This window comes from Paenarthrobacter sp. NPDC058040 (assembly GCF_042885775.1).
GTDB lineage: Bacteria > Actinomycetota > Actinomycetes > Actinomycetales > Micrococcaceae > Arthrobacter.
Genome location: NZ_JBHVRN010000019.1, coordinates 1 through 11,135 on the forward strand (window position 1 = coordinate 1; position 11,135 = coordinate 11,135).

At 63.8% G+C, this 11,135-nt stretch carries 13 protein-coding genes; 5 read left to right on the forward strand and 8 right to left on the reverse strand.

What is annotated here, in order from left to right; all coding sequences use genetic code 11:
- Positions 1-504 (forward strand): transposase (locus ACFVSJ_RS21785; protein ID WP_387439186.1); only part of this gene is annotated, 504 nt, incomplete at its 5' end.
- A 301-nt stretch (positions 505-805) separates the two neighbouring features.
- Here the strand turns inward: ACFVSJ_RS21785 and ACFVSJ_RS21790 are convergent.
- Together ACFVSJ_RS21790 and ACFVSJ_RS21795 are read right to left on the reverse strand one after the other, a co-directional pair.
- Positions 806-2,068 carry an MFS transporter gene (locus tag ACFVSJ_RS21790; RefSeq protein ID WP_387439271.1) on the reverse strand — a complete coding sequence of 421 codons (1,263 nt, stop codon included), beginning with the start codon at positions 2,066-2,068 and terminating at the stop codon, positions 806-808.
- Between the two features lie 69 nt (positions 2,069-2,137).
- On the reverse strand, positions 2,138-3,724 hold the full coding sequence (locus tag ACFVSJ_RS21795; RefSeq protein WP_387439187.1) for a molybdopterin-dependent oxidoreductase: 1,587 nt from the start codon (positions 3,722-3,724) through the stop codon (positions 2,138-2,140).
- A gap of 56 nt (positions 3,725-3,780) precedes the next feature.
- On the opposite strand from ACFVSJ_RS21795, the gene trmB reads away from it, so the two are divergent.
- The 3 genes from trmB to ACFVSJ_RS21810 are packed head-to-tail and all read left to right on the forward strand — an operon-like array spanning position 3,781 to position 5,590.
- Positions 3,781-4,686: a tRNA (guanosine(46)-N7)-methyltransferase TrmB gene (gene trmB, locus ACFVSJ_RS21800; RefSeq protein WP_387439188.1), complete on the forward strand. Its 906-nt coding sequence runs from the start codon at positions 3,781-3,783 to the stop codon at positions 4,684-4,686.
- A 21-nt stretch (positions 4,687-4,707) separates the two neighbouring features.
- Positions 4,708-5,100: a hypothetical protein gene (locus ACFVSJ_RS21805; RefSeq protein ID WP_387439189.1), complete on the forward strand. Its 393-nt coding sequence runs from the start codon at positions 4,708-4,710 to the stop codon at positions 5,098-5,100.
- Position 5,101: 1 nt separating this feature from the next.
- Positions 5,102-5,590, forward strand: a complete 489-nt coding sequence (locus tag ACFVSJ_RS21810) for a type II toxin-antitoxin system RatA family toxin (protein WP_387439190.1) — start codon at positions 5,102-5,104, stop codon at positions 5,588-5,590.
- On the opposite strand, the gene ACFVSJ_RS21815 is transcribed toward ACFVSJ_RS21810, so the two are convergent.
- Complete coding sequence (locus tag ACFVSJ_RS21815) at positions 5,573-6,229, reverse strand: anti-sigma factor family protein (RefSeq protein ID WP_387439191.1); 657 nt, start codon at positions 6,227-6,229, stop codon at positions 5,573-5,575. The two genes, ACFVSJ_RS21810 and ACFVSJ_RS21815, sit on opposite strands and share 18 nt — an antisense overlap.
- A complete protein-coding gene (locus tag ACFVSJ_RS21820) occupies positions 6,226-6,723 on the reverse strand; it encodes a sigma-70 family RNA polymerase sigma factor (protein ID WP_387439192.1) in 498 nt (165 codons plus the stop codon). The genes ACFVSJ_RS21815 and ACFVSJ_RS21820 overlap by 4 nt, the downstream gene beginning before the upstream one ends.
- A gap of 135 nt (positions 6,724-6,858) precedes the next feature.
- Between ACFVSJ_RS21820 and ACFVSJ_RS21825 the strand changes: the two genes are divergently transcribed.
- The gene (locus ACFVSJ_RS21825) at positions 6,859-7,371 is read left to right on the forward strand and encodes a hypothetical protein (protein WP_387439194.1); all 513 of its coding nucleotides are present in this window, start codon (positions 6,859-6,861) and stop codon (positions 7,369-7,371) included.
- A 7-nt stretch (positions 7,372-7,378) separates the two neighbouring features.
- Here the strand turns inward: ACFVSJ_RS21825 and ACFVSJ_RS21830 are convergent, their stop codons facing one another.
- From ACFVSJ_RS21830 to ACFVSJ_RS21845, 4 genes are all read right to left on the reverse strand, one after another.
- Positions 7,379-8,356, reverse strand: coding sequence for an ATP-binding cassette domain-containing protein (locus tag ACFVSJ_RS21830; protein WP_387439195.1), 978 nt, complete (start codon positions 8,354-8,356; stop codon positions 7,379-7,381).
- Between the two features lies 1 nt (position 8,357).
- Entirely contained in the window at positions 8,358-9,197 is an 840-nt protein-coding gene (locus tag ACFVSJ_RS21835; protein ID WP_387439197.1) for an ABC transporter permease, read from the reverse strand.
- Positions 9,190-9,984: an ABC transporter permease gene (locus ACFVSJ_RS21840; RefSeq protein ID WP_387439199.1), complete on the reverse strand. Its 795-nt coding sequence runs from the start codon at positions 9,982-9,984 to the stop codon at positions 9,190-9,192. Before ACFVSJ_RS21840 ends, ACFVSJ_RS21835 begins: the two co-directional genes overlap by 8 nt.
- Positions 9,985-10,150: 166 nt before the next feature.
- Complete coding sequence (locus ACFVSJ_RS21845; protein ID WP_387439200.1) at positions 10,151-10,999, reverse strand: hypothetical protein; 849 nt, start codon at positions 10,997-10,999, stop codon at positions 10,151-10,153.
- Positions 11,000-11,135: the final 136 nt, after the last annotated feature.

Here is an 11,135-nt window from a genome sequence, read left to right on the forward strand (position 1 = left end):
GCGGCTATCCGGGCCATGGCCTACGACAGCGAGTACACCCCGGTCGTGCGCGCTCTTGAATGTCTCCGCGGTGTTTCAACGCTCACGGCCTTCGGTCTGGCCGTGGAAATCGGTGACTGGAACCGGTTCACCGGCCGGACGATCGGCGCTTATCTTGGCCTGGTGCCCAGCGAAAATTCATCCGGCCAGCACCGTTCCCAAGGCTCGATCACCAAGACCGGCAATACCCACGCACGCCGGCTCCTCGTCGAAGCAGCCTGGCACCATCGCCGTTCCTATACCCACCCTTCCCAAGCACTGCGTTCCCGTTGGGAAGCGGCAACCCCTTGGGCCAAGGCCCGCGGACGGGCGGGTAACAGACGACTGCACGAACGCTGGCTCAGCTACCAGGAACGCCGGAAACGTCCAGTCGTCGCCAACGTCGCGGTCGCTCGCGAACTCGCCGGCTGGTGCTGGTCACTGGCCAGCGAAGCCCAACGCACCGCGCAGCACCAAAACCCCTAAACGTCCGGGACCTCACCACCAGGGGGCCACCGGGTAAACCGGCAGCGCGTGGAGTGAACTCGCGACCCAACTATGAGCAACCTTTCAAGGCCACGCCCGACCCTAGAGAAGCGATAGCCTCCAGCCGGACACCTCGTCCTGCGGTAACCAACCCGCGCATATTAGTCTGACCACGCCGTCGCCCAACGACACGCTGGACCCCCACCCAGAGAACTCCCGGACCAAAAAGGAAGCGACCCCGGACCCAAACCGAGGCCGCTTCCCCACGCCCATTGACAAAAGAAACTACATATTAGTTGGGTTAAACGAAGCGGTCGCGGCCAGCCCGGTAACCGAAGAACGCAGCCAAGGACCCGACCACCAGGAACAGGATCCCTGCGGCAGCAAAGCCTCCCGTTGCTTGGTGGAGCTGCCCCACCATCAGGGTTCCCGTGGAACCCAGGCCATAGCCCACGCCCTGCATCATGCCGGACAAGTGCGCGGCCGTGTGGGCGTCCCGCGTGCGGACCATGATCATGGTCAGGGCCACGGCCGTGAGGGAGCCCTGTCCGAGTCCGAGCAGCCCGGTCCAGACCCAGATCAGCTCACTCGGACCGAAAATACTGAGGGCGAAGCCACCGCCCGTCATAAGCGCCACCACCGCGTTGATGACCCGCTGATCCTTGAACCTGGTTGCGAGCGCCGGCGCGAACAGCGAGCCGAGCATCTGCAGCACGATCGACACCGAGACGATCAGCCCCGCCGTGCCGCCGTCCACACCCCGGTCACGCAGGATCGGTGCGAGCCAGGCGAACACACTGAACGACATCATCGACTGCAGCACCATGAACGCCGTCACTTGCCAGGCCACCGGGGAGCGCCACACGTTCACGCCACCGTGGACGGCTTGGTGCTGCACCGAGGGCTGGCGGATTGCCAACGGCAGGAACAGCAAAAGCACGACGGCGGCAGGCACCGCCCAGAACCACAGCGCCGATGTCCAGTGGCCGGTTGCCGTAAAAACCGGATACGTGAAGCCGGCGCCGAGGGCTGCGGAGGCGCAGATGGCCGTGGTGTAGAGACCGCCCATGAGGCCCAGCCGGTGCGGGAAGTCCCTTTTGACCACGCCAGGGAGCAGCACATTGCAGAGCGCGATGGCTGCACCGCAAGCCGCCGTTCCCAGCAGGAGGCTTGGAAGGTGGCCAGCCCCAGGCAGCTCACTCGGGCGGATCAGGAGGCCCGCTGTCAGGACGGCCATGGCTCCGAGGAGCACCCGTTCTGCCCCGAACCTGCGGGCCAGTCTTGGCGCCAGGGGCGCGAAGACGCCCAGCAAGGTCACCGGCACAGTGGTCAGGACCACAACAGACCAACCCGGCAGACCGGCGTCGGACGTCACTTCGGGGAGTACCGCGGAGAAGCTGGAGAAGACGGTCCTCAAGTTCAAGCCAATGAGGATCAGGCACACCGCCAGGTAGACCAGGCCGCGTTTGCCTCGGATCTCCGTGGGAGATGCCGCGGGTTCTTCGTCGATTTCGGCGTCCACGGCAACCTCGGGCAGGGCACGTGTCCCCGCGGACTTCTCGATGTGCTTCTCAGTATTCACGGGCTTCTGGGAGGAGGTCACACGTCCTATTCTGTCAGTCGCCGTCTAAAGTCACTCCACGGTGACCATCACCGACGGCCAGCCTGAAGCCCCGTCAGGCACTGGATCGGCGCGCTTGTCAGTCTGGACTTCGCCTGTGCCATCGGTTGCCCGGGCCCTGACGTAGTGGATGCCCGGCGTGGCGTCCCACTCATAGGACCATTGGCGCCACGTGACAGTGGAAGCTTCGGCGGATAGGGTCGCTTCCGCCCATGCGCCGTCATCGATCTGGACTTCAACCTTGGTAATGCCCCGTGTCTGGGCCCACGCGACACCACCGACGGCAACTTTCCCCGCGGGCATCTTGGCAAAGGACGCAGGCACGTCCACTCTTGCCATCGTCTTGATGGGACCCCGCTCGGACCACCCCCGATCGGTCCAGTAAGCCTTGGCATCCGCGAAGCGGGTGACTTCCAGCTCAACCACCCACTTGGTGGCGGAGACAAAGCCGTACAGCCCCGGCACAACCATCCGCACGGGATAGCCATGTTCCACAGGAAGCGGTTCCCCGTTCATGCCAATGGCCAGCATGGCATCGCGGTCATCCCGCAGGACCTCCAACGGAGTGGAGGCGCTGAAGCCGTCAATCGACCTGGAAAGCACCATGTCCGCGCCATCCTTGGGTTTGGCCCTGGTCAGGACATCCCGGATGGGCAGGCCAAGCCACTTGGCGTTTCCGGCCAGCTTTCCGCCGACGGGGTTCGAAACACAGGTCAACGTGATGTGCGATTCGATGAGGGACGCATCCAAAAGGTCCTGGAAGTTAAGGGTGACCTCTTCTTCCACCATTCCGTGGACCCTCAATGTCCAGTCGGCGACGTTGATTTCCGGGACGCTCAAAGCCGTATCGATGCGGTAAAAATCCTTGTTCGGGGTCAGCCAGGGCGTCACTCCCTGCACCGGGGACTGGACGTCCGGCGGGACCGCGGCCGAGGTCTTGGCTGGCGCCGGCAGCCGGAGGGCATCCCGTGCTTGCGCGATGTTGCTCCGGGCGGAACTGAGCAATCGACCTCCGCCGGCAGCGATTCCGGCCGCCACCGCGGTGATCCCGGCAGCAGCGAAGAAACGACGGCGGCTTGTGCCATGGCTGCCAAGCCCGCCATCGGTGTCGGCTGCTTTGGCATCGGCAGTCTCCGGAGAAGTGTTCAACTGCCACAACGGCACCAGCAGAAGACGCAGGGCGACCAGGCCCGCGACAGTTCCCAGCACTGAAGGGATGGAGTTCGCTGGTCCCACGCCCGCGCGGGTCAGGACGCAGGCCACAATCACTGCTCCCATGAACAGCACGCCCACAACGCCCAGCGCCCACTTCCGGAATGCGACGATGCCCAGCACACAGGCCAGCACCGCGATGGTCAGGCCCATGCCCACGAACAGCGCAGCCTTGTCATTGGTACCGAACGTGGCGATCGCAAAGTCCTTCATCCACGGCGGCGTGAAATCGATGAACGTTGACCCCAGGGCGAAGAGCGGGGTTGCCCTGGCGGTGAAGAACGCGCCGATCAGCTCCGCAACAGCGAGCACGACGGCGGCCGACACGATGCCTGCCAGGGCGGCCATGACGTTGATGCCTTTGGTTGGGTGTGGGAGCTTAGCCATGTCAATGATTCGGAGCGGCCCCGTGCAGGGATTGGTCAAAGTATTCTGGAAGGGACATGAGTGAGACCCCAGAATCCCCGCGCCCCATTACTCCCGGCAGCCAGGCCTCCTTTGGCACCTACGGAGGCCGTCCGGTCAGCTTTGTGCGCCGCGGCACCCGCCTGCAGGGCCGCAGGCAGGCTGCGTGGGAAGAGCATGCCGAGCGGTGGGCCATCCAGGTGCCCCGCCACGTCGCCAACACCTCGGTCCACCCGGACTACATCTTCGACTCCGAGGCCGTGTTCGGCCGCAAGGCTCCCCTGATCGTCGAGGTTGGCTCCGGACTGGGCGATGCGGTTGTCCATGCCGCGGAGGAGAACCCTGACAAGGACTTCCTGGCAGTGGAGGTTTACACACCGGGCCTGGCCAACACCATCATGAAGATCAATGCCCGTGGGCTGACCAATGTGCGCGTGGTGGAAGCCAACGCTCCCGAGGTCCTCGAATCCATGCTTCCGGCCGGTTCGGTCAGCGAACTCTGGGTCTTCTTCCCGGATCCGTGGCACAAGGCCCGCCATCACAAGCGCCGCCTCATCCAGCCGGCGTTCGCTTCGGTCGCAGCGAAGGCCCTCGAAAAGGGTGGCTACTGGCGCATTGCTACCGACTGGTCCAACTACGCCGTGCACGTCCGTGAAGTCCTCGCTGACTCCACGGAGTTCGAAAACATGCACGAAGGCGAGCGCAGCGGCGAGGAAAGCCCCCTGACGCACGTCTGGCAATCCGGCGTCGAATCCGTGGTGGGAGGTGCGCCGGTCAAGGAAGGCCGGGCACCCGTCAGCACCGAACACACCGGTCCGAACGAGGGCGTGGATAACGAAGGTGGCTGGGCTCCGCGGTTTGAGGGCCGGATCCGGACCAGCTTCGAGAACAAGGCGCATGAGGCCGGGCGCATGATCTTCGACCTCACGTACCGCAAAATCTAGCGAACGGATTTCGGGGGAACCATGAGCTACCAACCGCCGGCTGAGTATTACCAGCAGCCGCCACGGACGCGCACGCTGGGGCTGGGCGCAGGCATCACGAGCATTGTGGCCGCCGTGCTTTCCCCTGTGGCTGCGGTGGTGAGCATCCCGTTGGGCATCGCAGCGTTCGCTTCGTCGATCAGCCGGTTCAATCAGGGGAACGACGCCTGGTGGGTCGGTGCCCTGGTGTTTGCCGGTGTGGCGGTGCTGCTGGCCATCGTGGCCATGGTTTCCGGGTTGGTCGCTGTGTTCCGGGGTGGGCGAATGAACGCTGGCCGGATCACAGGGATTATTGGCCTGTCCATCATGGCCGTGAACGTCTTCGGGGTGTCCTTCCTGGTGATCCTGCTGCTCGGTTCCGGACAGGGAGGCTGACATGCCCCAAGTGCGTGCCGAGCGGTTCATCCGATTGGATCCCGAGACAACCTTCGCCCTCTCCCAGACCACGGGCGCTTTCAGGCTTAAGTGGGATCCGTTCATCTCGGCCCAGTCCTTCGTCGATGGCGCAGCGGCTGCCGGGAAGGGTGTCCGCACCCGGACCGTTTCCCGAATGGGCCTGACGATGGTCACGGAATACGTCTCCTACACACCACCCCGTAACGTCGGAATGACCATGGTTGCGGGACCTTGGTTCTTCCATAACTTCGGAGGGGGCTGGCGGTTCACCCCGGAAGACGGCGGCACACGGGCCGTGTGGAAGTACACGTTCTCCTGCAGGCCGGCATGGCTGGCGCCCCTCGCTGAACGGATCGGCACTCTAGTGCTGGGCCGCGAGATCGAACGCCGGATCGAGGCCTTCGCGCAAGCCTGCGAAGACCCGACACTCGTGACCGAGCTGCAGGCCCAATCAGGGCACGGAGATTGACGCCACCGTCTTGTCCGAATCGTCCCTGAGCTCCACCCCGGCAATACCCGTTAGCTGAACCGGCGTGGCACCGGTGATCTTGATGCGCCCACTCGGCGTGGCCGTCCAGCCGCACGTGCGTTCCTCGGCTCCGTCACGGCCCTTGACCCACAGGTACAACGTCCCTTCAAGGGGCATGCTCCGGCCTTCAACGTCCAGCTCCGTCCCCCACGTTTTCTTGACCATGCCCACGGTCAATTGCAGGCCATCTCCCGACTGCACGGAATAGGTGGCGTCAGGCTTCGGTGGCTGGTTAAGGAGTGGACCTGCCAGGAAGCCCAAGGCGAGGCAGGCTGCGGCGACCGCGCCAACCACAGCCGCCCACCGCCGTCGTGATTTCCGCCTGCGGGCCGAAAGGTCAACCAGCAAAGTCTGTGGTGCCGGTTCCAACGGGGCGCTGGCGCTGCCCGCAGCGGCGAGGGCAACGGCGTCGGCTGCGGGGACGGCGTCGAGCAACGCCGGGAGGCTTTCGAGTTCCTCCAACTCCTGCCGACACGTGGCGCAACTCCGGAGGTGGTCCTCAAACGCGCGGGCCTCGTCCGCTTCCAGGCCGCCCAGGAGGTAGGCGCCCAGCAGTTGGTGGACGGATTCGCCGTTCATTTTTCCACCCCCATTTCATCAAGGATCGTTCGGAGGGCCTTCACTGCGTAGAAAGCCCTGGATTTCACGGTGCCGGCGGGAATGTTCAGCTGCAACGCTGCCTCCACCACTGTGTGCCGCTGGTAGTGCAAGGCAACCAGGACTTCACGGTGTTCGTGGCTGAGCCGCAGCAAGGCCTCCTCCATGAGCACGCGGTTGAGGAGTTCGTCCACGCGTTCTGTGGCCACATGGTCCGGCAGGTCATGCTCGCCCGTTTCAGTGGGGCGGCGTTGGGCCTTCCGGTAGTTGTCGATGATCACATTCCTGGCGGTCCTGAAGAGGTAGCTGCGCAGGCTTCCCGTGATCTGCGGGGCGTGCTGCCACACCTTCAGGATGGTTTCCTGCACCACGTCGTCCGCCAGGTGGGCGTCCGGCGTGCAGCTCAGGACGAAGCGTTTCAGGGCCGTGCCGTGGTCGCGGTAGATCGCTGCCACCACATCCTCGTCCAACGGCATGGCCACCTCCTTCGCTTTGTCATCCCATACGACGCCCCACGGCCCAAAAGGGTTCACTGTGAACCATTCTTCACCCCACGGCGTCGTACGGGTTAGCGCCGACCCGCCCGGCCGGCTCTAACCAAGGAGCTAGGGATGAACAAGCAACTCAGCATGGGAATCGGGGCATTGGTCCTTGCCGCCGCGTTGGCAGGATGTGGCGGAAGCCCCGGAACGTCCACCTCATCGTCAGCGGCGCCCGCCGCGACTTCCTCCGCCGCCGCTTCCAGCCCGGCCGCGGCTGCCGAGATGAAAGTGGCCTCTTCCAGCGCTGGCCAGATCGTGGTCGACAGCAAAGGAATGAGCCTCTACTTCTTCACCAAGGACGTCAAGGACTCGGGGACCAGTGCGTGCACCGGAGCCTGCCTCGCAGCCTGGCCGGTCTTTACGACGACGGCGGACACCCCCACAGTTGACGGCGTCACCGGCAAGCTGGGAACCATCGCGACGCCTGACGGGAAGAAGCAGGTCACGCTTAATGGCATGCCCTTGTACTACTACGCCAAGGACAAGGCCCCCGGAGACGTGACGGGCCAAGGCGTGAGCAACGTCTGGTACTTGGTCAGCCCGAGCGGCGAAATGGTCAAGGGGGCGGCCACGGGGTACTGATTGGTGATCAGCGCCTCGCATTTCCGTAGAGCTGCCGGACCAGGTGTTCGATGTCCGGCTCATGAAGGGATAGATCGGCGACGTCGGCGCTGCTGGAGATGGCGGCAAGGACGGTGGCAGCGGAGAGCTGGCGGGGGTCGAAAGTGATGCTGTGCCGGATTCCATCCGCCTCGATGCCTTGGTGCACCGCGCCCTCGGGAAGCGTCAGGAGTCCGGCCGAGTGCACCGGGGCGGCGAGATCAACCACCATGGTCCGCACGGCTCCGGCCACCTCGGACAAACCGGTGAGCGGCCCATCGTAGGCGATGGCGCCGTCGTCAACTACCAGTACCCGCTGGCACAGGCGCTGGATGTCGCTCATATCGTGTGTTGTCAGCAGCAGCGTGGTGCCGTTCTCCCGGCGCTCTGCGTCGAGGAATTGGCGAAGTTTCTCCTTGCTGATCATGTCCAGGCCGATGGTCGGTTCGTCCAGGATCACCAGTTCCGGCCGGTGCAGCAAAGCCGCTGCCACCTCGCCGCGCATGCGCTGCCCGAGGGAAAGCTGCCGCACCGGCGTGGAAAGGAACTCCCCCAAATCCATCTGCTCGGCGAGCTCGCGGAACCTGGGCCTCCAATCCGCCTCAGGCATACGGTGCATGGCACCGAGGATGGGGTACGAGTCCTGCAGCGGCAGGTCCCACCAGAGCTGCGACCGCTGGCCAAAAACGACGCCGATCTTCCGGGCCAGCGCCTTGCGCTGAGGCACCGGATTGAACCCGCAGACGGATACGCGGCCGGACGTTGGTACCAGGACGCCAGTAAGCATTTTGATGGTGGTGGACTTGCCCGCACCATTGGCTCCGATGTACCCCACTGCCTCACCCGGCTCCACAGAGAAGTCGATGCCCCGGACCGCGTGCACGGTCTTCTTGCGTCGTCGGAACCGCCCCGAGGACTCCATCACCTGGAACTCACGGCTCAGCTCTTCCACTTCAATAATTGGCATGTCAGCCTCCTGCGCCGGTGTACTTTTTGATGGCTGCCCGCCAGAGGAGCAGCATCAGCCCGCTCAGGACGACGGCGGTCGGCAGGCCCAGCCAACCCGTCCAGGCCGGGATTCCGGCTGGCCCGTCCAGGTCGAGTATCACAAGGCTGGGGGCGTAGGCCACGAGCGTTGCCGGGATGACAAAGGTGAAGAAAATCTGGACCGGGAAGAACAGCGCTGCCCCGGGCATTGAGGCCACGTATCGCCCACCATAGGTGAAGGCATTGGCGAATTGCCTGCCATCGAGGATCCAGAACTGCATCGCTCCGGCGCCGAGGAAGAGCGCACAGAAGATCATCGCTCCCGCAAGGGGTGTAATGGTGGCCAGCAGTACTTTTGCCGGGTCCCACTGGACGTCCGCGAGCAGCAATGCCACTACCAAGGCGGCGGCCCCAAACAACAACCGGCCAACCCTTCGCAATTGGAAATCCGAGGTTGCGAGCTGAAGAAGGACAGGAAGGGGCCGGACCAGCAGCACCTCCAACTTCCCGGACCTGATGGCCTCCGACATGGAGTCGGTCTCCCCCATCAGCAAGTCGCCGAGAGCGAACGCAACGGAAGCAAGCCCGAATACCAGAAGCGTCTGGGCCAAGGTCATGCCCCCGAACGTGGAGACGTTGTGAACGATCGCGTAGAGCTCCACGAATTCGGTCAATCCCAAGAGGACCTGGCCGGCGACATCAGAAAGGAAGCTGCCCCGGTAAGCGAGCTGAGAGCGCAGCCGTGCAGAGATGAGCAGCCTGAGGAGCAGCAGGTTGGTCACCGGCGCGTGGGGGTCGCGGGGTCCGAGGCGATTAGCCACCTTGTACCACCAACCTCCGCGAACCGAAGCGGAGCATGAGCTGGACGATGACCAGCAGCACAGCCAGCCACAGGAGTTGCACGCCAACCAATGCGAGGCCCGCTCCGCCCTCGGTCCGTCCGGCCAGGATGTCCACGGGCGTCTGGAACATCGACGGGAACGGCGTTGCCCGGGCGAAGTCGAGCAGCCACCCCGGGAACCATGTCACCGGGACCAGGAACCCGGACAACAGGTTCATCACCACCATGTACAGCATCCAGAAGCCCCGGATTTCGAGCACCCAGAAAGACAGGAGATTGATGGCGAAGAAACCAAGAAAGTTCAGGGACACAGCAGCCAGGATCGACACGAACCCCAGCAGGTACGGCCCTGGAGTGTGCGGCATCGCCAGCCCTGTGATCAAGGCCCCAACGATGAGCGGTGGCAATCCCCGCGGTAGGACGTCGAAGGCGGCGCGGCCCAGATCTTGTGCCCAATAGGAAGCGGTCAGGTTGACCGACCGGGAAAGGTCGACGGCGATGTCCCCGGACTTTACGCGACCGGCCAGTTCGGCGGAGCCAAAGAGCCCCAAGGGTGCCAGAAGCGCTTGGCCCAGCCACACGTAAGTGGCTGCCTCCGTTGCCGAGTATCCTCCGATGGCGCCACTCGTCGTCGAAATGGCGCTCAGCAGCAGCGATGCGCGGATGAGTCCGAAGATCGAGTTGGTAAAAGCGCCGGCGACGGCGGCAGTGCGGTAGGTGGAATGGCGCCGGAAGGACGATTTAGCCAATTCCCAATACGCACGCACTGGACGAGTCTAGTACGGTAAACAATCCCCGAACCCGGACGAGTGATCTCGTCGGCACGGCTTGTTCGCGGCCCAGCGGCTGGACGGCAGGCATCCGGAAGCGTGCGTCAAAGCGATGAAGGAGCAGCACGCGGAAGAAGTCTGCCGCCCAGCCGCGGCGAACGGCCTACGCCTCCACGAACTCGTCAGACTCTTCGAATTCCACGGCGGCGATGATTTCCTTCGTCTCCGGGTGGATCATGAAGGCTTCGTCTTCGTCCTCGATCATGATGTAGTCGCCGTGGTCGGTGGAGAAGTGCCATGCCAGGGTGGTGATGCCGTCGTGCTCGTAATTGGGATCGCCCATGGTGATCTTCTCCAGGGCGTAGCCAGCCACGTCGCACAGTTCGCGGATGATCACCTCGAACTCAGGAGCGTTGGCTAGGGCTTCTTCCTCCGCTTCGGCACGGCGCTCTTCCAGGTCCGGAATGAGGGCCACCCGTTCGGCGATGTGTGCTTCCAGCTCCTCATCGTCAAGAACCAGCAGGTCGGGCTGGCTGCGGAGGTAGTCGGCGTTGAGGTCCACGATGTCCTCTTCTTCAAGCAGCGCCTCGAACTCGCCGTCGAGCTCATCCAGCATCGCCACCTGTGCGGGAGCGGCCTCGGATTCGTCCAGTTCGCCATCCAAGTAGGCCTCGGCTTCGTCCTCCGTCAGTGCGTCGAAGGCCTCTGACGTGCGGTTGAAGAGGTCCAGGTGTCGCTTGGCGCCCATTCCCACAAGTCCGGCGCGGACGAAGGCGTCGACTTCTTCACGCTCGGGGGCGGTGAACACGTACTGGGCAAAACCGCCGGCCAATGCCTGAGTCAGGTAGAAGTCAACAAAGTAGCTGTTGAGTGCAGCCGGCGCGATTTCGTCACTATTGAGGAGCTCCGCGTACATCTCATTCACTACGTTGACGTTGGAATCCACTACGTCCCCATTGCCGGCTTCGAAGGCGGTCTTGTTCAGGACGACGGGGTACTCGTTGGTAGTCATGGGAAATCCTCACTGCTGAAAGCTGATGGTGCTCCGGACTCCTTCAACGTACGCGTGGGAATGGCGCCGCAAACAAGGTTGAGGTTAACGGTGGGCGAAGTTTGGGGGCTGCTCCGGGCTGACTAAGATTGAGCAG

Excerpts from the sequence above, each read along its gene's own strand:
- ACFVSJ_RS21815 (WP_387439191.1), bottom strand. The coding sequence starts at position 6,229 with ATGAACGGCGAATCCGTCCACCAACTGCTGGGCGCCTACCTCCTGGGC.
- ACFVSJ_RS21810 (WP_387439190.1), top strand. The coding sequence starts at position 5,102 with ATGCCCCAAGTGCGTGCCGAGCGGTTCATCCGATTGGATCCCGAGACA.
- ACFVSJ_RS21845 (WP_387439200.1), bottom strand. The coding sequence starts at position 10,999 with ATGACTACCAACGAGTACCCCGTCGTCCTGAACAAGACCGCCTTCGAA.
- ACFVSJ_RS21830 (WP_387439195.1), bottom strand. The coding sequence starts at position 8,356 with ATGCCAATTATTGAAGTGGAAGAGCTGAGCCGTGAGTTCCAGGTGATG.
- ACFVSJ_RS21795 (WP_387439187.1), bottom strand. The coding sequence starts at position 3,724 with ATGGCTAAGCTCCCACACCCAACCAAAGGCATCAACGTCATGGCCGCC.
- ACFVSJ_RS21820 (WP_387439192.1), bottom strand. The coding sequence starts at position 6,723 with ATGCCGTTGGACGAGGATGTGGTGGCAGCGATCTACCGCGACCACGGC.
- trmB (WP_387439188.1), top strand. The coding sequence starts at position 3,781 with ATGAGTGAGACCCCAGAATCCCCGCGCCCCATTACTCCCGGCAGCCAG.
- ACFVSJ_RS21805 (WP_387439189.1), top strand. The coding sequence starts at position 4,708 with ATGAGCTACCAACCGCCGGCTGAGTATTACCAGCAGCCGCCACGGACG.
- ACFVSJ_RS21825 (WP_387439194.1), top strand. The coding sequence starts at position 6,859 with ATGAACAAGCAACTCAGCATGGGAATCGGGGCATTGGTCCTTGCCGCC.